Source organism: Bacillus sp. NP247, assembly GCF_018966865.1.
Lineage (GTDB): Bacteria > Bacillota > Bacilli > Bacillales > Bacillaceae_G > Bacillus_A.
In genome coordinates this window covers 684,323-701,518 of the sequence record NZ_CP076653.1, presented here as the reverse complement: position 1 = coordinate 701,518, position 17,196 = coordinate 684,323, and the positions used below count along the sequence as shown (strand labels likewise).

18 protein-coding genes and 3 pseudogenes are annotated in these 17,196 nt (G+C 33.7%); 13 read left to right on the top strand and 8 right to left on the bottom strand.

Going from position 1 to position 17,196, the window contains the following annotated elements:
• Nucleotides 1–22 precede the first annotated feature (22 nt).
• The 4 genes from KPL75_RS03735 to KPL75_RS03720 all read left to right on the top strand — a co-directional run bounded on the left by KPL75_RS03735 (nucleotide 23) and on the right by KPL75_RS03720 (nucleotide 5,810).
• Nucleotides 23–1,642 (top strand): amidohydrolase, encoded by a 1,620-nt coding sequence (locus KPL75_RS03735; protein ID WP_219919449.1) that lies wholly within the window; start codon nucleotides 23–25, stop codon nucleotides 1,640–1,642.
• 357 nt (nucleotides 1,643–1,999) lie between these two features.
• A complete protein-coding gene (locus tag KPL75_RS03730; protein WP_219919448.1) occupies nucleotides 2,000–3,199 on the top strand; it encodes a multidrug effflux MFS transporter in 1,200 nt (399 codons plus the stop codon).
• Between the two features lie 134 nt (nucleotides 3,200–3,333).
• Complete coding sequence (locus KPL75_RS03725) at nucleotides 3,334–3,882, top strand: hypothetical protein (RefSeq protein WP_219919447.1); 549 nt, start codon at nucleotides 3,334–3,336, stop codon at nucleotides 3,880–3,882.
• A 536-nt stretch (nucleotides 3,883–4,418) separates the two neighbouring features.
• Nucleotides 4,419–5,810, top strand: coding sequence for an amino acid permease (locus KPL75_RS03720; RefSeq protein ID WP_219919446.1), 1,392 nt, complete (start codon nucleotides 4,419–4,421; stop codon nucleotides 5,808–5,810).
• Between the two features lie 44 nt (nucleotides 5,811–5,854).
• On the opposite strand, the gene KPL75_RS03715 is transcribed toward KPL75_RS03720, so the two are convergent.
• Nucleotides 5,855–6,874, bottom strand: coding sequence for a zinc-binding alcohol dehydrogenase family protein (locus KPL75_RS03715; RefSeq protein WP_219919445.1), 1,020 nt, complete (start codon nucleotides 6,872–6,874; stop codon nucleotides 5,855–5,857).
• A 305-nt stretch (nucleotides 6,875–7,179) separates the two neighbouring features.
• Between KPL75_RS03715 and KPL75_RS03710 the strand changes: the two genes are divergently transcribed.
• The 4 genes and pseudogenes from KPL75_RS03710 (at nucleotide 7,180) to aiiA (ending at nucleotide 10,095) form a co-directional block, all read left to right on the top strand.
• Complete coding sequence (locus KPL75_RS03710) at nucleotides 7,180–7,509, top strand: PadR family transcriptional regulator (RefSeq protein ID WP_002165328.1); 330 nt, start codon at nucleotides 7,180–7,182, stop codon at nucleotides 7,507–7,509.
• Nucleotides 7,496–8,059 carry an HAAS signaling domain-containing protein gene (locus tag KPL75_RS03705; RefSeq protein WP_002066387.1) on the top strand — a complete coding sequence of 188 codons (564 nt, stop codon included), beginning with the start codon at nucleotides 7,496–7,498 and terminating at the stop codon, nucleotides 8,057–8,059. The genes KPL75_RS03710 and KPL75_RS03705 overlap by 14 nt, the downstream gene beginning before the upstream one ends.
• Entirely contained in the window at nucleotides 8,049–8,921 is an 873-nt protein-coding gene (locus tag KPL75_RS03700; protein ID WP_219919444.1) for a DUF4097 family beta strand repeat-containing protein, read from the top strand. Before KPL75_RS03705 ends, KPL75_RS03700 begins: the two co-directional genes overlap by 11 nt.
• A gap of 422 nt (nucleotides 8,922–9,343) precedes the next feature.
• Nucleotides 9,344–10,095 (top strand): annotated as a pseudogene (gene aiiA / locus KPL75_RS03695) (N-acyl homoserine lactonase AiiA).
• A gap of 41 nt (nucleotides 10,096–10,136) precedes the next feature.
• On the opposite strand, the gene KPL75_RS03690 reads toward aiiA, so the two are convergent.
• The 3 genes from KPL75_RS03690 to KPL75_RS03680 form a co-directional block, all read right to left on the bottom strand.
• Nucleotides 10,137–10,631 carry a hypothetical protein gene (locus KPL75_RS03690; protein WP_219921061.1) on the bottom strand — a complete coding sequence of 165 codons (495 nt, stop codon included), beginning with the start codon at nucleotides 10,629–10,631 and terminating at the stop codon, nucleotides 10,137–10,139.
• An 89-nt stretch (nucleotides 10,632–10,720) separates the two neighbouring features.
• Nucleotides 10,721–11,185: a DMT family transporter gene (locus KPL75_RS03685; RefSeq protein ID WP_219919443.1), complete on the bottom strand. Its 465-nt coding sequence runs from the start codon at nucleotides 11,183–11,185 to the stop codon at nucleotides 10,721–10,723.
• A 13-nt stretch (nucleotides 11,186–11,198) separates the two neighbouring features.
• Nucleotides 11,199–11,645: a DMT family transporter gene (locus tag KPL75_RS03680; RefSeq protein ID WP_219919442.1), complete on the bottom strand. Its 447-nt coding sequence runs from the start codon at nucleotides 11,643–11,645 to the stop codon at nucleotides 11,199–11,201.
• Nucleotides 11,646–11,753: 108 nt separating this feature from the next.
• Here KPL75_RS03680 and yeiL point away from each other — a divergent pair, with 108 nt between their 5' ends.
• From yeiL to KPL75_RS03660, 4 genes are all read left to right on the top strand, one after another.
• Complete coding sequence (yeiL, locus tag KPL75_RS03675; protein WP_219919441.1) at nucleotides 11,754–12,446, top strand: transcriptional regulator YeiL; 693 nt, start codon at nucleotides 11,754–11,756, stop codon at nucleotides 12,444–12,446.
• A 21-nt stretch (nucleotides 12,447–12,467) separates the two neighbouring features.
• Entirely contained in the window at nucleotides 12,468–13,199 is a 732-nt protein-coding gene (locus KPL75_RS03670; protein ID WP_219919440.1) for a metallophosphoesterase family protein, read from the top strand.
• A 139-nt stretch (nucleotides 13,200–13,338) separates the two neighbouring features.
• A complete protein-coding gene (locus tag KPL75_RS03665; RefSeq protein WP_219919439.1) occupies nucleotides 13,339–14,382 on the top strand; it encodes a flavin-containing monooxygenase in 1,044 nt (347 codons plus the stop codon).
• A 277-nt stretch (nucleotides 14,383–14,659) separates the two neighbouring features.
• Nucleotides 14,660–14,908, top strand: coding sequence for a hypothetical protein (locus KPL75_RS03660; RefSeq protein ID WP_219919438.1), 249 nt, complete (start codon nucleotides 14,660–14,662; stop codon nucleotides 14,906–14,908).
• A gap of 49 nt (nucleotides 14,909–14,957) precedes the next feature.
• On the opposite strand, the gene KPL75_RS03655 is transcribed toward KPL75_RS03660, so the two are convergent.
• Both KPL75_RS03655 and KPL75_RS03650 read right to left on the bottom strand, forming a co-directional pair.
• On the bottom strand, nucleotides 14,958–15,995 hold the full coding sequence (locus tag KPL75_RS03655) for a serine hydrolase domain-containing protein (protein WP_219919437.1): 1,038 nt from the start codon (nucleotides 15,993–15,995) through the stop codon (nucleotides 14,958–14,960).
• Nucleotides 15,996–16,114: 119 nt separating this feature from the next.
• Nucleotides 16,115–16,309 (bottom strand): hypothetical protein, encoded by a 195-nt coding sequence (locus KPL75_RS03650; protein WP_219919436.1) that lies wholly within the window; start codon nucleotides 16,307–16,309, stop codon nucleotides 16,115–16,117.
• 133 nt (nucleotides 16,310–16,442) lie between these two features.
• On the opposite strand from KPL75_RS03650, the gene KPL75_RS03645 reads away from it, so the two are divergent.
• Nucleotides 16,443–16,724 (top strand): hypothetical protein, encoded by a 282-nt coding sequence (locus KPL75_RS03645; RefSeq protein ID WP_219921060.1) that lies wholly within the window; start codon nucleotides 16,443–16,445, stop codon nucleotides 16,722–16,724.
• A 29-nt stretch (nucleotides 16,725–16,753) separates the two neighbouring features.
• Here the strand turns inward: KPL75_RS03645 and KPL75_RS03640 are convergent.
• Nucleotides 16,754–16,921: pseudogene (locus KPL75_RS03640) on the bottom strand (exonuclease); the annotation flags it as partial.
• A gap of 137 nt (nucleotides 16,922–17,058) precedes the next feature.
• Nucleotides 17,059–17,196 (bottom strand): annotated as a pseudogene (locus KPL75_RS03635) (exonuclease); the annotation flags it as partial.

Here is a 17,196-nt window from a genome sequence, read left to right as displayed (position 1 = left end):
TAATTCCGAAAGGGCTGAGTTTATGAAAGCTGATGTTGTATTGATAAATGGAGAAGTTATTACAGTAGACCAAAAGAATACAGTGGCCGAGGCTGTAGCAATAAAAGATAATCGTATCGCAGTTGTTGGTTCAAATCAGGAGGTTAAGAGTTTTATAGGAGAAAAAACGAATGTAATTGACCTGCAAGGAAAAACGCTTCTTCCTGGATTCATTGATTCCCATCTTCACCTCATTTCTTATGGGCAAAATCAGTTGGCTGTCAGTTGTAAAGCTGAACATATTGATTCTATCGAGGCTTTGTTAGATGATTTGAAAAAGAAGGCATTAGAAACGCCAAAAGGTGAATGGATACGTGCTTGGGGCTTTAATGAAACCGCTGTGAAGGAAAAGCGTTATCCAACAATTACTGAGCTGGATGAAATTTCAGTTGAACATCCTATTATTATAACTCGTACTTGCCACCATATAAGCGTAGTGAACAGCAAAGCTTTAGAAATTGCGCGAATTAACGAGGACACACCGAACACGAGTGGGGGAGTTATTGAAAAGGATCAGGCAGGAAAGCTTACAGGAAGGTTAATTGAAGCAGCAAATATGAGGATGAGTGAGGTTGCAAGTTATAAAGAAAGTGAAATGATGAAGGCAGTAAAAATTGCATCAGATCATTTCGTTGCAGCTGGCATAACGAGTATACATGACGCAGGTGGAGATGGACCTGAGAGCTTTCGTTTACTGCAACAAGCTGTGAAGAGTAGAGATATTCGTGTCAGAATATATGCAATGATATGTCAGTTAAATAACTCCCATGAATTTGTTAATAAAATGGTCGAAGCTGGTGTGGTAACTGGTACCGGAGATGAAAGATTCAAAGTTGGACCAGCTAAAATGTTTACAGATGGAAGTAGCACAGGGCCTACAATTGCAACCCGCAAGTCATATTCTAGTGACTCTAACAATTATGGTATTCTTTATTATAGTGAGGAAGAAATCTATCAAGTTTTAGGTGAAGCACATAAAAAAGGTTATCAAATCACTGTACATGCACAAGGTGATAAAGCTATTGAAATGTATTTAAATTGTGTAGAAAGAGCGCTAGAGGAATCGCCAAGAAAAAATCACCGTCATCGGATTGAGCACGCGGGAATTTCTTCACCAGATTTACAAGAGAGAATGAAAAAACTCGAGATAGTTCCAATTCCGAATCCTCCATTTCCATATGAATTTGGAGAGATATATGCACGGCACTATGGTGAGCGTGTTAACCACATGTACGCTGCTCGTGATTTTATTGATCGTGGCATCATTGCAGCAGGTAGTTCGGACGCGCCAGTTACTGACTATAATCCTTTATTAGGAATTCATGTTGCTGTTAATAGAAAAAGTAAGTCTGGGATGGAGATTGGTGCGAATCAATCTATAAGTATAATGGAAGCTATTAAACTATACACATGGAATGGCGCTTATGCGAGTTTTGAAGAAGAGATAAAAGGAAGTATAGAGGTCGGTAAGTTAGCGGATTTAGTTGTATTAAATGACAGTATTTTAAATGTCAATCCAGACCAAATTAAAGATTTAAAAGTAGAAACAACGATTATTGATGGAGAAATTATCTATCAAGAAGAACAATCAGTGAAAATTTAGCAATAAAAAAACGCCCCTTCAATTGTGAGATTGATTTTAACAATTGAAGGGGCGTTTCAGTTGTTTAGTTGCGCTTTTTAAATCGTATTAATTTTCCGAGAGAATGGAAAGGACATTCGTGTACTAACAAATATTCAGATTATGAACACTAGAAAACAAATACAACCTATCATATAATTGAAAGACTATATTGTAAAATCAATGTTAATATTGCCCTCCTATAAGTATTAACATGCGTAATTGAGGTGTTTTCTTTGTTGTTTTATGATCGAATTTCTATAATGGCCCCTCCTGTTCCGTAGCTAAGGAAAGTCTATTCATTTCTGAGATTTTCAAAGTTATAGGAGGGTATGAAAAATGAAAAAAGTCTCAGTACCATCACTGTGGTTAATGGTTATTCTTGTGGCATTTCCGCAAATTAGTGAAACAATTTACACACCGTCTTTACCAGACATTTCAAAGGCGCTACATGTAAGTAATAATGAGGTGCAGTTAACGCTTAGTGTTTATTTTGCTGGATTTGCTTTAGGTGTATTTTTTATTGGATGGTTATCAGATATAATTGGTCGTCGCCCAGCAATGTTATTTGGAATTGTAGTATATGGCGCTGGAAGTTTCTTATGCTATATTGCAAGTTCCATTGAAGTTTTATTGCTAAGTCGTTTTATTCAAGCGTTTGGGGCAAGTGCAGGATCAGTTGTTACACAAACGATTCTTCGTGAAAGTGTAGATGGGCATAAACGCCATGTTATGTTTGCTCAAATTTCGGCAGTCATTGCTTTTACACCAGCGATAGGACCGTTAATTGGTGGCTTTCTTGATCAAATGTTTGGGTTTAAAATAGTATTTTTAAGTTTAGTAGTTATGAGTGTTGGGATTTTGCTGTATACGTTTGTTTCTCTTCCGGAAACAAAAACGGGCGCAGTAATGGATAAAATAAATGTTTTCGTAGTAGCGAAAAGATTAATTACAAATCCGAAAGTAGTAACATACGGTCTATTAATTGGAGGAGCGAATGGTGTTTTATTTAGCTATTATGCAGAAGCCCCGTTTATCTTTATTGAATACTTTCAGTTATCGCCTAGTATGTATGGATTTTTAGGAATCGTTGTCGCTTCTGCATCAATTATTGGAGCGAAAGTTTCAAAACGGTTACTGCCTATTTATAAACCGGAGAAAATCATATATATAGGTTGTATTGTAATGACAGGGGGAGCAGTCATTTTATCTGTTATTACTTATGTTGGATCAAATCCAAACATAATATATATGATTGGATTTTTAGTAGCGATGTTTATATTGCTATTAGGAATTGGGGTAGCATTACCTAACTGCTTAAGTTTAGCATTAGTAGATTTTCAAGATGTCATTGGTACAGCAGGTGCATTGTTTAGCCTAGGGTACTATATAATAGTGACGGTGACAATTTGGGGTATGAGCCAGCTTCATACAGGTTCGTTGATGGTGATGCCGCTATATTTTCTGGCTATAGTAGTTATCATGATGGTGTTTACTAAGGTGTTTATTTTTGGTAAGCAAACTTCAAAATCGATTTAAATATGAAATGGTAAAAGAGTCTCATTTTTTAATGAGACTCTTTTATATTTTTTTCATAAAATATAGGTATGAATATGTAATTAATGTTAAAATATAACAAAGTTGTATAGTTATAGTTTTTGGGAGGTGAAAATATGTTAATGAATCTAGCATGCGCTCTACTAATCATTTCCGGACTTACAATAGTTATAAGAAAAACTTTCATTGTCAACCACTATCTTTGTAATTTAATGGCATTCTTTTGTGCTTATATGACAACATCTTCTTATATGTTAAATCAACTTTCATTAGTGAAAACAATAGTTGTACTAGTTTTGTTGTTTATAACTTTAGTTCTCGTATACTCACATTTCGATATTAGAGGGCTAGCTTTTAACGATTATACAGTGTTTAATTTATCTTCTAGCCGAGTGAATATATTAGTGAAAGAAGGGCTTACTGAAGCAAATATAGAATTTACTTTGGATAAAAATAATATATATTTATCAGGATCTCCTGTTAAAATTCGAATATTAAATAGACCATTACATACAACTAATATTTTATTTAGGAAATGTCCAGAGAATATGAGGACAGAAATTAAAGGTATTATTGAGAAAAAGATAAAAGGTGAAGAAAAGAGGCTTCCACTTTCAGGTGTAGTGTTGATTGTATTAAGTGTAGTTATATTTTTCTTGAAATAGGAGATAGGAAAGAGAAATTTTCTCTGTAAGCATTGGGTAAACAAGAGAGTGAGAAGTTAGTAATATTGTAGTTTTACTAATATATTAAATTCCCTGCGGGATGTGTTAATCGGACATGCGGGTAATTACATTATGAACTATAAATATTGAAGTACATGCTGTATAAAACCGAGGAAGAAATGCTTTCCTCGGTTATTTATATTGTAATAACATTTACACTAGAATCATATTGAATAGATGTATTTTATTTCTAATTAAGTTAAAAATTAAACGTAATCATGCATATTAATTTATTGAAAAAATAATTGAATTTTTCAGATAAATGAATTAATATAAAATAAGTAATTTTAAGATTTATAGAATATTGGAAGATGAGAGGTTTTGAGAATTTTATTAGGGGCAAAAAACGATTTTAGGATAGCTTTAAAGCTAGTGTAAAATGACGTTTGCTTCATCATTTTCAGGGCCGAAAGGAATTAGGGGAAAGCATCTTGTTTTAAAATGCGGCTATGAATCATCTAAGAGGGGGAAGTGAAGTGGCAAACAAAGAATTGAAAAGAGGCTTAGAAGCACGTCATATTCAAATGATCGCTTTAGGCGGAACGATTGGTGTTGGTTTGTTTATGGGGTCAGCCAGCACGATTAAATGGACAGGTCCGTCAGTAATGCTTGCATATGCAATTGCAGGTATTTTTATCTTCTTCATTATGCGTGCCATGGGAGAAATGTTGTATATGGAGCCAAGCACAGGTTCATTTGCGACATTTGGTCACAAGTATATTCATCCGCTAGCTGGTTATATGACAGCGTGGAGTAACTGGTTCCAGTGGGTTATCGTTGGGATGTCAGAGATTATCGCAGTTGGGGCATATATGAAATATTGGTTCCCGGATTTACCAGCTTGGATACCTGGTGTTATCGCAATGGTTATTCTTAGTGCTGCTAACTTAATTTCGGTTAAGTCATTTGGTGAATTTGAATTTTGGTTTGCAATGATTAAAATTGTTACGATTTTATTAATGATTATTGCCGGATTCGGTCTCATTTTCTTCGGAATTGGGAACGGAGGAGAAGCAATTGGTATATCTAATCTGTGGAAAAATGGTGGTTTCTTCACAGGTGGTTTTTCAGGATTCTTCTTTGCGCTATCACTTGTAGTTGGGGCATATCAAGGTGTGGAATTAATCGGGATTACTGCTGGTGAAGCGAAAAATCCGAAGAAGACACTTACTAGAGCAATTCAAAGCACAATTTGGCGTATTCTAATTTTTTATATTGGTGCTATTTTCGTTATTGTAACTGTTTATCCTTGGGATCAATTAAGTTCAATTGGTAGTCCGTTCGTAGCAACTTTTGCAAAGGTTGGTATTACGGCAGCTGCGGGACTTATTAACTTCGTTGTTATTACAGCAGCGATGTCTGGTTGTAATAGTGGTATTTATAGTGCTGGACGTATGCTTTATACACTAGGTGTGAATGGACAAGCACCGAAATACTTTACGAAGATTTCTAATAACGGTGTACCTTTATTTGGTACAATGGGTGTAATTATCGGTTTAGCGGTTGGTGTTGTTTTAAGTTATATTGCACCAAAAAACTTATTCGTATATGTATATAGTGCGAGTGTACTTCCTGGTATGGTGCCATGGTTTGTTATTTTAATTAGTCAAATGCGTTTTAGAAAAGAAAAAGGAGCAGAGATGAAAGATCATCCATTCAAAATGCCATTTGCTCCTGTTACAAACTATTTAACAATTGCCTTTTTAATTATGGTATTAATCGGTATGTGGTTTAACGATGATACTCGTATTTCACTAATTGTAGGTATTGTTTTCTTAGCTATCGTAACAATTAGTTTCTATGCTTTCGGAATAGGGAAGAGAGCTCCGTTAGACGTTCAAAATGATCAAGAGATTTCAAGTAAATAAAGGTAAAAAAGTCCGATTTCATATTTAGAAATCGGACTTTTTTATTAAAACTTTTCTAATACAATCTTCCCAATTGTACGTCCACTCTCAAGTAATGCATGTGCTTTTCTAAGGTTTTCTGAATTTATAGGTGTTAGCGTATCGTTTAAAGTTGTACGAAGGATACCTTCATCTAATAATTCGCTCACTTTGTTTAATAGTTCGTGCTGCGTAATCATATCACCAGTTTCATACATCGCTTTTGTAAACATAAACTCCCAAACGAATGTAGCACTTTTACTTTTTAAAATCCCCATCTCAAGAGGGTGCTCATTTTCTACGATAGAGCAAATTTTCCCTTGTGGTTTAATAATGTCACCCATCGCGTGCCAATGTTGGTCTGTATTATTTAAGCAGAAGATGTAATCTACATCTTTTAGTCCAAATTCTAATAGTTGATCTTTTAAAGGTTGGTGATGGTTAACTATATAATCGGCACCGAATTTTTCAACCCAATGTATTGTTTCGTTGCGTGAAGCAGTTGCGATTACATTTAGTCCAGCCCATTTCGCAAGCTGAATTGCGATGGAACCTACACCACCAGCTCCGCCGATAATTAAAATGTTTTTAAATGTGTTTTCACTTTTCTTAGCGTAATCAATCCCTAAACGTTCAAATAGACCTTCCCAAGCTGTGATGGCTGTTAAAGGAAGTGCTGCAGCTTCAGCATCACTCAACGTTTTTGGTTTTTTACCAACGATTCTTTCATCAACTAGATGGTATTCACTATATGTACCTTGTCTCGTAATGCTTCCAGCGTAAAACACTTCATCGCCTTCTTTAAATAACGTACAACCATCGCCAGTTTGCACGACAACACCACTAGCATCCCAGCCAAGTATTTTTGCTATATCTTCTTTTTTATCCTTCGGAGATCGAACTTTTGTATCAACTGGATTAACGGAAATTGCGTTAATTTTTACAAGTATATCTCTTCCTGTGGCAACAGGTCTTTCAACTTCAATATCAATTAAACTGTTTTCTTCTTCAATAGGTAAGTATTCATGTAAACCAATTGCTTTCATTTCTATTCCCTCCATTAAAGTAAGAGTTTTTCTCTTTTATTATAGTAGGTAAAGTGTCATTATGTAAAAAAGTTGAGTCCTTTCCATTTTGTTAAAGGCTTGTTTCATCCTAATTTAGAACTTTGTAACTGGAGAGGAGCCATCGTTTTGATTTTATAGGCGTCGGATGAAAGGTATACTTATTTTTCCAGTGTACCTTGCAATGAACAATACCAAGTGTTATATTATACTTGTAGTTACTTATTATAAAACAGTACTAAACAATAAATAGTAGTAGATGCCAATTAGAATAGGGTGAATGAATATTGAATGTACAATTTAAAAAAGGAGTTTTAGAACTTTGTGTTCTTGTCTTACTTGATAAGCAAGACCGTTATGGGTATGAATTAGTTCGAAGTATTTCCAATCAAATTGAAATATCAGAAGGGTCTGTTTATCCTCTACTTCGTAGATTAACTAAAGAAGAATATTTTACAACGTATTTACAGGAGTCTTCAGAAGGGCCTTCAAGGAAGTATTATAAACTGACGGATAAAGGTAGAACGTATTTGTACCAACTTTTGGAGGAATGGAATGAGTTCTCACAAGGTGTCAATCAATTAATAAAAGAAGGTGTACGTAATGACGAAAGATAAATTTTTACAACAATTAAACGTATCTCTAAAAAGATTATCTGAAAAAGAACGTGCAGATATTTTAAAAGATTATGAAGAACATTTTACTTTCGGATTAGAGGAAGGAAAAACTGAAGAAGAAATTACAGCTTCATTAGGTTCGCCAGCTCAAATCGCCAAAGAGTTATTAGCAGGTTATCATATTGAGAAAGTAACAGCGAGTGCAACAACAGGAAATGTTTTTCGGGCAATTTGGGCAGTAATTGGATTAGGATTTTTCAATTTAGTAATCGTGCTTGGACCTGCAATTGCAGTAGCCGCATTGATTTTTTCGGGGTGGGCTCTAGGAATCTCATTTTTGTGTTTACCACTGCTTGTTATTGTTGATACCATTGTGCATCCAAATACATTCTTACTTTTTAACCTTTTCGTTTCTTTAGCACTTTGTGGACTTGGATATTTCATTGTAATCGCTATGTTATCTTTAACGAAGCTAGCAAAGAATGGATTTGTTCGTTATTTAAAGTTCAATATAGCACTAGTAAAAGGTGGTTTTAAGCATGATAAATAAAAAGAAACTTTCAATCATTGCAGGTATTATTTTCATTATTGGGATTGTGGGAAGTCTATTCACTTATCGTTCAATTGCCACAGTACCAATTTCAGAAGAAAAGGTCATTAACAATAATAATGTGTCAAGCGTCATTATCGATACGAATAACGTGCGTGTTAACATCAATCCTACAACAGAAAGTAACATGAAAGTAACATTAGATGGGGAAGTAAATCCTAACATAAAAAGAACATTAGCTACGGATGAAAAAGATTCAACGCTTCTCATTTCTTACAAAGAAAAACAACAGAGTTGGTTCAACTTCAACATTTCTGAAGTATTGGTCCCATTAACATTAAATGTCTATCTGCCTGAAAAACAATATGATTCATTAAAAATTTCCAATAACAATGGTTACGTTTCTGTAAAACAACAAAATATAACGCATTTTGATATCAATACAAGCAATGGGCGTGTTGAATTAAGAGAGATCAATTCGCAAAAAATTAATGCGGAAACAAATAATGGAAGTATGGACTTTAAAGATATAACGGCGCAAAATATTCATGTGAAATCGAATAATGGACGAATAATGCTAGATCATGTTGAAGGTGAACTAGAAGGGCAATCTAAAAACGGAAGTCTTTCTCTTAAAACAAATGAACTTGATCGAAATCTCAATTTTACGACTCACAATGGCAAGATTAATATTGAAACTGAAAAAGAACCAACTAATGTTCAATTTAATGTCTCTGTCGACAATGGAAAAGCGAATATCCTGAATAAATATAATGGAAATGCCGTTATTGGGAAGGGAGAAAATCAAATTAAATTAAACACACATAACGGAAGTATTTCAGTGAAAAAGCATGGAAACTAAAGTAGCATATTACTCTTGAAAATTTTCGCTCATCACATATAAAGAGCATGCAAATCAATAATAAATAAGCAAAATAGCCGACGCCTTTTTTAAAACATGTAGGTAGTCGGTTATTTTATGTCCAAAATTCGTTTTAACGTCTTGGTTTCGACGACTCAATCATTTCCCTGAAAATATAAAATATACTCTGTTTTCAGAGAACGGGAGTGTTATTATAAGAAAAAGTGATACTTTTATCTTACATACTTAAAGGAGGATTGGATTTCTGCATAGGCTTTCCAGTATCACTGGATTTGGAATGAAAAGTTGTGAACAATTGAAAAGATAATAGTTGAAATAATGAAAGGTGAGAAGGAGTTTATTTCTCATAAGCGAAATATAGTATTGTTTTATCCTAAATTATTTGTAAAGGTGGATACATAATGACAGTAAAGAAGCTTTATTTCGTCCCAGCAGGTCGTTGTATGTTGGATCATTCGTCTGTTAACAGTACATTAACACCAGGAAAATTATTAGACTTACCGGTTTGGTGTTATCTTTTGGAGACTGAAGAAGGACCTATTTTAGTAGATACAGGTATGCCAGAAAGTGCGATTAATAATGAAGGCTTTTTAACGGTACATTTGTTGAAGGACAGATTTTACCGAAAATGACTGAAGAAGATAGAATCGTGAATATTTTAAAACGCGTTGGTTATGAGCCGGAAGACCTTCTTTATATTATTAGTTCTCACTTACATTTTGATCATGCAGGAGGAAATGGTGCGTTTACAAATACACCGATTATTGTGCAGCGTGCTGAATATGAGGCGGCACAACATAGTGAAGAATATATGAAAGAATGTATATTGCCGAATTTGAAATACAAGATCATTGAAGGGGATTATGAAGTCGTACCAGGAGTTCAATTATTGTATACACCAGGACATACCCCAGGGCATCAGTCACTATTCATTGAGACGGAGAACTCTGGCCCAGTGTTATTAACGATCGATGCATCGTATACGAAAGAGAATTTTGAAGATGAAGTGCCGTTCTCGGGGTTTGATTCGGAATTAGCCTTATCTTCAATTAAACGTTTAAAAGAAGTTGTTAGGAAAGAGAACCCAATTGTTTTCTTTGGACATGATATAGAGCAGGAAAAGAGCTGTAAAGTGTTCCCTGAATATATATAAATAGAAAAAGTCATGAGCCTAGTAGCTCATGACTTTTTCTATTAAATAACCTTTTTAAATAAGTTATATACTTTTTTCGAATTACCTTCATTTAATTGATAATAAGTAAGATCTACGTCATCAGGAGAGTTTTGTTGGGCAATCATGACTTCACTACGGTTGTTATCTACTATCCAAATTAAATATTGTTTATAAGTCCCATCTTGGAAAGTAATCCACATATTACAATCTACTAAATCAGAACCTTCTTCATCTAGCGTTAAATCGCCTTTTTTTGCTGTATCCATACTGTTAATGAATGTTTTTAATTCATCTGTTTTTGTAAGGAAAATAGATTTTTTTGTCTTAAGCGACTCTACATGTATATCTTTTATTTCCTGTTTCCCTAAAAAAACAGGAGGTGCATTTGGGTCTCTTTGAGTTGAAATAATAGTAGCTTTTTTCTTCGGTTTATTTGTTGTATAGAAATCTTGAATAGATTTTCCAGAGTTTAAAAACCATACGATTCCAAAAATAATGAATGCGCTACCTAGCAGTAAAATGATTTTCTTAATAGGATATTCTCCTCTCTATTGCTTCATGTGAAGAGCTTTTCTATTAATATATGATAGGTAAGCGTAAAGTATTATAGTTGAACGTGATTATGCTTCACGGTTTTTATAGGACGGTCAACGAGTAAATTGTAAGTAAGCCCAATTAATACGAAAATCCCACCGACAACTTTTCCTATAGAGAGTTCGTTTGACAGGAAAAAATCAATGATAGTTCCCGCAAATAATTGTCCGATAAAGATGAGCAACGTTAAATAAAATGCCGATATTTTAGGAGTAATATAGTTTGATAATGAAATAACGATAACGCCTACTAATCCGCCTAAGTATACAGCGATAGGAATAGATTGCAGTGTATGACTAGGAATATAAAATGAATCTGAACTGAAAATTAAAAATAACATAGAGAAAAATAATCCAGTAATATAATTGAAAAATGTACCTTCCCAGTTTCCAATTTTCTTTGCTAAATTTGCATTAATAATTCTAGCAACAACGATAGAAACACCAGCTAAAATAGCGATACAAATATATAACATTTTCTTACCCCCATTAATAAATTGTCATGACTATAATCCCAGAAGAGATGAATAATAATCCAATTAGTTTTTTCTGTTCAAACTTCGCAACCTTCATTCCTAATAAACCGAAATGATCAATAACAATTGAAGCAATGGATTGACCGAGTAAGCTTAATGCGATTGTAATAGAGGCACCAAGGGCGGAGAAACTTATGTTGCTAAAAAGAACAGTGAATACTCCAATGGCTCCAGCGCTATATAAAAAAAGTGGAATACTTTTATCAAACTGGATTTTATTTTTGTTTATGATTAAAACGAAAATAACTGCTATTAAACCTACAAGATGAATGATAACACTCGCTGTATAATTGCCAGTCGACTCAGATAAAATCCCATTCAAAGGAAGCATAATGGCAATAAGCACACCAATAAAGACAGAAAGAAAGTTATACAATGTAAAATCCCCTTTATATTTCATATTTGTAATGACTGTATCACGGTGAAATTGTGTATTACTATGACATATGTCATAGTGAAAGAAGAAAATTTTGATTACAATGGGGATGAGTTGTAAAGGTGGGGGACTATGAAGAAAGTATGTAATTCTAATAAACTAGCAGAATACATTAAGCGAAATAATATTGATTCATTTTTTAGTAATGATATGAAACCATATATGGAACTTATATTCTTTAAGAAGAATGAGTTCATTTGTAGAGAAAATGAAGAGATAGATTATTTATATTTTTTTGTTGAAGGAAAAGCGAAAGCATTTAATACATTAAGTAATGGGAAATCTGTATTATTATGTTTTTATGACAGTTTGCAGTTGCTAGGAGATGTAGAGTTAATTCACTCTCAAAGAATCACTTCAAACGTACAAGTTATGGCAGATTCTTATTGTGTTGGTTTGCCTTTAGGGAAAGTTAGAAATCAGTTGTTTCATGATGCGAAATTTTTAAGATGCATTTGCGGTTCTTTAGCCCACAAATTAAATCGTCTTTCAAAAAATAGTACAATTAATTTACTGTATCCACTTGAAAATAGACTCGCGAGTTACATGTTAGTAGCTGGAGAAAGGGAGGTACAACACGGGAATAGAATTGTGTTTAGTGGGAATTTAACGGAGATAGCTGAATTGTTAGGAACAAGTTATCGACATTTATTACGAACATTAAATACCTTTTGTGATAAAGGGATAATACAGAAAAACAATGGATGCTTTGAAGTGATGAATGTGGATATTTTGAGGGAATTGGCTGCGGATGTATATAAATAATATATTAAAGTGGGGATTTAGATGAAAATAGCTATAATTTCAGATATTCATGGGAATAGTCACGCATTAAAAGCAGTATTAAAAGATATTGAACGTCGCAAGGCCGAAATGATAATCAATTTAGGAGATAGTGTGTATGGGCCGTTAGATCCTTTAGGGACAATTGAAATATTAATGAATAACGAGATGATACATATTAAGGGTAATTGTGATCGTATGCTTTGGGAACCTATACAAGAGCAGTCTGCTACACTAACTTTTGTCCAAAAGCAATTAACAAAAAATCATATAGATTGGTTAAAACAACATTCTTCCCAATTTATTGTAGACGATATTTTATTTTGTCATGGTACGCCAGCTTCAGATGAGGTGTATTTATTAGAAGAGATGGACGAGAATGGTGCAGTATTAAAGAGTGAAAAAAATATAATGGATCAACTCCAAAATATAGAACAAAAAATAATAGTATGTGGACATACGCATATTCCTAGAGTGGTTTATTTAGCAAATGGAAAGGTCATTATAAATCCGGGGAGTGTAGGACTTCCAGCATACAAAGATGAATTACCCGTTTTGCATAAAATGGAGTCAGGAACTCCACATGCAAAATATGTAGTGATAGAAAAGGTGCTGGGAGAATGGATAATTGAACAAATTTCAGTACCTTATAATTGGGAAGGAGCTGCTCGAGTAGCTGTTCAGCAGGAAAGGCATGATTGGGCCAGAGCTTTAAGGACTGGGAAGGTAGAATGAAGGGGAGTTTACTTTATAGTGAGCTGCTCTTTTTATTTTTGGATAAACATTGAATTATATAAAAATAAAATGTTATGATTACGGAAATACATGAACATATGAACATGTATTCATGTATTTGTAAGAAGGAGGGATTGGAGTGAAAGATATAATTATCGTTGGAGCTGGTCAAGGTGGATTAGCAATGGGATACTATTTGAAGCAGGAAGGATATAATGTTTTATTAATTGAGGCGGGAAACCGAATTGGTGATTCATGGAGAGAACGCTATGAATCACTACAACTTTTTACACCAAGGATATATAGTAGCTTGCCAGGTATGGCATTAATAGGAGAGAAAAATGGATTTCCATATAAAGATGAGATTGCAAATTATTTAGAAGGATATGCAAGGCATTATAAATTACCCGTACAATTGCAAACCGAAGTTTTAAAAATAAATAAAGAAAAAGATATATTCGAATTACATACTCCTACAGAAATTTTACAATCAAAAAAAGTTGTTATCGCAACAGGTGGTTTTCGACAACCACTCATTCCCTTATTTTCACAACATCTTTCATCGCATGTTTTTCAAATACATTCATCACAATATAAATCACCATCACAAATTCCTAAGGGAAAAGTACTAGTAGTAGGTGGCGGGAATTCAGGCATGCAAATAGCAGTAGAACTTGCAAAAACTCATGAAGTTACGATGTCTATCAGTCATCCTTTAACGTTTTTGCCGTTACATTTTTTTGGGAAAAGCATTTTTAATTGGCTAGAAAAAATGGGTTTATTATATGCCGAAATACATACAAAGAGAGGAAGGTGGTTTCAGAAGAGAAAGGATCCTATTTTTGGTTTTGAAGGTAAGGTACTCCTACGTAATGGGGCAATGAAACTACAGGAAAAAGTGGTAAGTGTATCAGGAAATAACATTATGTTTCAAAATGGTGATACATATAGTGCAGAAAGCGTTATATGGTCAACTGGTTTTATGCAAGATTATAAATGGATTGAAATAGAAAAGGCAGTGAACGAGAAAGGATTTCCTAATCACGTAAAGGGAATCAGTCCAGTAAAAGGATTGTATTATATTGGATTGCCATGGCAATCTCAAAGGGGTTCTGCACTTATTTGTGGTGTAGGAAAGGATGCAGCGTATTTGCTTTCTGAAATCAAAAAAATAGATCAGTAGCAGCAACTACTGATCATCCATATGTACATGAATTAGGAGAGGTCAAACATTTATTAACTTTATTATAATAGATTTCCACGGAATAAAAAACTGAAAATTCTTATTTTTATGTTGAGAAAGTTTTTTTGTATCGAAATATATGAAAAAACAGGAATTTTCATTGGGAAGAAAAATGATATTTATATTTTAGTAAATTATGATATAGTCTATATTAGAGCTATTTCCATAAATATAATTACTTGTAAATTATATTTATGTGAAGGAAGGAGAAGCAATTATGAAGTTTGATGATCAACGCCTACTAGGAGCCCGATTAGGTTCAATGCTCGTAACAGAGGAAAATCAATATTTAGTAATTAAGAAAAAAGATCATTATGCATTATTAAACATATATAATTTAGAATGTACTCATGTTGAAGTACAACTAGAACATATTGAAGAACTGTTGCGTGAAGATTTTCAAGAAAGTATAAAGGAAATTATCGCACCGGAACATATAAAAATTGTTGCGAAAAATGTTATATAAAGAAAGAAGCTGGGTGAATCAGCTTCTTTCTTTATATATGTCTAATTCATTATAAGGATAGTGTTTTTAAAACTTCACCAATGATGCCCTCCATTTGATGAACACCTAAGTCTGTATTTGTCATAATAGTAGCTCCATTACCTCTATGTGGATAACAAACCATCATACATTGAAATCCAACGCCCCATCCGAGTGAATAAATTTGTAAGTCTTCATTCGAATCCTCTAGAAAAATGCCTAATCCAGTCCATTTTGAGCAACCTTGAGGAGAAATCATGTCTTGAACTGTTTTTTGAGAAAGTTTTAGTTTACTATTTCCTTGTAAGGAATGAATGATTTCAATAACTAAAGTTGATAAGTCAGTCGGTGTTGTCCAAATGCCTGCAGCAGCTGCGAATGGATAAAATGGATATTTCTCATTTGTTACAGTTCCATCTTTATTATGCCCGCAAGAAAAAGCGTCGGTTTTATCTATGTCTTCGGGGGAGAAGAGTGTACTGTCTTTCATTTGTAGTGGCTGGAAGATATGTTCTTCTAGTAACTGATTAAATGATTTCCCTGTAATATTTTCAAGTAGTTGTTCGATTATACAAAAATTTGCGTCCGAGTAGTGAAATTCACTTTCTGGTTCATAATTTGCTTCTATAGGTACTGGGCAATATAATGATTTACCAGCAAGGAGTTCAGACATGTTAGGTAGTCCTTTTGCAAGTGTATAATGTTCAAAACTATTGGGAGGGTCAATGATTCCAGATTGGTGACTTAATAAGTTTCGTAACGTGACTTTTTTCTGTGAAGTAAATAGATTGGTAGGGATGTTCCAGGATGTGAGTCTATCATTTACGTCTTCATCTAAATGTACGATTCCTTGATCTGATAACGTTAGTACGAGCATTGAGGTGATGAATTTGCTAATAGAACAAGAATTGAATATGGAATTCGTATTGACAGTTCTAGTTGTTCCACATTCAAGTGTTCCGAAGGCAGTAGTTTCATCAAGCCTACCGTCACGTATAACGGCAAGGCTTAATCCTGCAACGGAATATTGGTTCATTTTCTCATATATATTGTTACTTTTTAAGTTCATAGTGACTCCTTTCTTTCAAAAGACAGAATATTAGTTTTATTATACAGCAGTAAATAGAGAGAATGAGAGAAAAAGAAAACACTTCACCTTTTATCGATGAAGTGTTTTCTTATTTTAATTTAATTCGAAGTGAATGCTTTAAAAAAATTATCTCGGTACATGTACATAAGCCATGAGGTTGTTATTAAGGAAATAATGATTTCTTTATTTTTAATTGGTGCATTGAAAACAAGCCAACCAACTATATCAAATAATAAGTGTAGTACGATTGAAAGAACTACAAATTGTAGTAGTGTATTCAAAAATCTTTTCATAAAGTGTCCCCTAAAATAAAAGGTTTTATCAATAGTGTTGTATATTACTATTATACATTAAATGTTTCGTATGGTAAAATTTACATAAGTTACTTAAATAAAACATATGAAAGCTAGTAAAGGAGGAGCAGTCATAGAATTTTGGATTGTCATACCAATTGTGGCTTTTGGATTTATGTGTATCGCTGAAAAATTAAATAAAATCGAAAAGAAAAATGATGTGCGTTTAAAGAGGATTGAGGATAAATTACAACTGATTACGAAAGAAATGGGAATTGTAGAAAGAGAACCTGAGATTAATAAAGAATTGCGTCAGCTTGTGGAAGATGGAAAAACGATTACAGCAGTTAAGAGAGTAAGAGAAGCATTTGGTTTTTCAATACTAGAAGTAAAGCAATATGTCGATAAATTATGAAAAAGATCATCCAATTGGATGATCTTTTTTTAATGAATCATACGTGTATTTACATAAATTTCTATTATAAAGTGTCCAATTACAATGATAGGAATAATGATTTTGACATTAGGAGTAGTGAAGACACTACCGATTGTAGCAATGACACCAGCAATTAGATTATAAAGACCAACTATTTTTGATAACTTCATTTTGTCCCGCATTAACGGGTAGTAAGACTCCCGCCTCAAAATTCAGCTAGGGCAAAGAAGTTAGGTGGGAGATCCACTGCCCGTAAACGCCCGATTGGTTCAACTAATAATCATTGGGGGATGAACAAAACCCCCAATGATTAAAGTTTCACTTTATTAGGTACACGTCGTTCATTGAACCCTGATAAGAGCCAAGTGTATTGTTTTACTCCGATGAAATAAGCTAGTGCAAATGAAATAATTGCTAGTATAAATAATGATGGATACGCGAAGAGAGTCAC

Bases quoted from the DNA above. Each gene is read 5' to 3' on its own strand.
- KPL75_RS03660 (WP_219919438.1), top strand. From the start codon at position 14,660: ATGAAGTTTGATGATCAACGCCTACTAGGAGCCCGATTAGGTTCAATG.
- KPL75_RS03670 (WP_219919440.1), top strand. From the start codon at position 12,468: ATGAAAATAGCTATAATTTCAGATATTCATGGGAATAGTCACGCATTA.
- KPL75_RS03725 (WP_219919447.1), top strand. From the start codon at position 3,334: ATGTTAATGAATCTAGCATGCGCTCTACTAATCATTTCCGGACTTACA.
- KPL75_RS03735 (WP_219919449.1), top strand. From the start codon at position 23: ATGAAAGCTGATGTTGTATTGATAAATGGAGAAGTTATTACAGTAGAC.
- KPL75_RS03730 (WP_219919448.1), top strand. From the start codon at position 2,000: ATGAAAAAAGTCTCAGTACCATCACTGTGGTTAATGGTTATTCTTGTG.
- KPL75_RS03680 (WP_219919442.1), bottom strand. From the start codon at position 11,645: ATGAAATATAAAGGGGATTTTACATTGTATAACTTTCTTTCTGTCTTT.
- KPL75_RS03715 (WP_219919445.1), bottom strand. From the start codon at position 6,874: ATGAAAGCAATTGGTTTACATGAATACTTACCTATTGAAGAAGAAAAC.
- KPL75_RS03655 (WP_219919437.1), bottom strand. From the start codon at position 15,995: ATGAACTTAAAAAGTAACAATATATATGAGAAAATGAACCAATATTCC.
- yeiL (WP_219919441.1), top strand. From the start codon at position 11,754: ATGAAGAAAGTATGTAATTCTAATAAACTAGCAGAATACATTAAGCGA.
- KPL75_RS03685 (WP_219919443.1), bottom strand. From the start codon at position 11,185: ATGTTATATATTTGTATCGCTATTTTAGCTGGTGTTTCTATCGTTGTT.
- KPL75_RS03705 (WP_002066387.1), top strand. From the start codon at position 7,496: ATGACGAAAGATAAATTTTTACAACAATTAAACGTATCTCTAAAAAGA.
- KPL75_RS03700 (WP_219919444.1), top strand. From the start codon at position 8,049: ATGATAAATAAAAAGAAACTTTCAATCATTGCAGGTATTATTTTCATT.
- KPL75_RS03650 (WP_219919436.1), bottom strand. From the start codon at position 16,309: ATGAAAAGATTTTTGAATACACTACTACAATTTGTAGTTCTTTCAATC.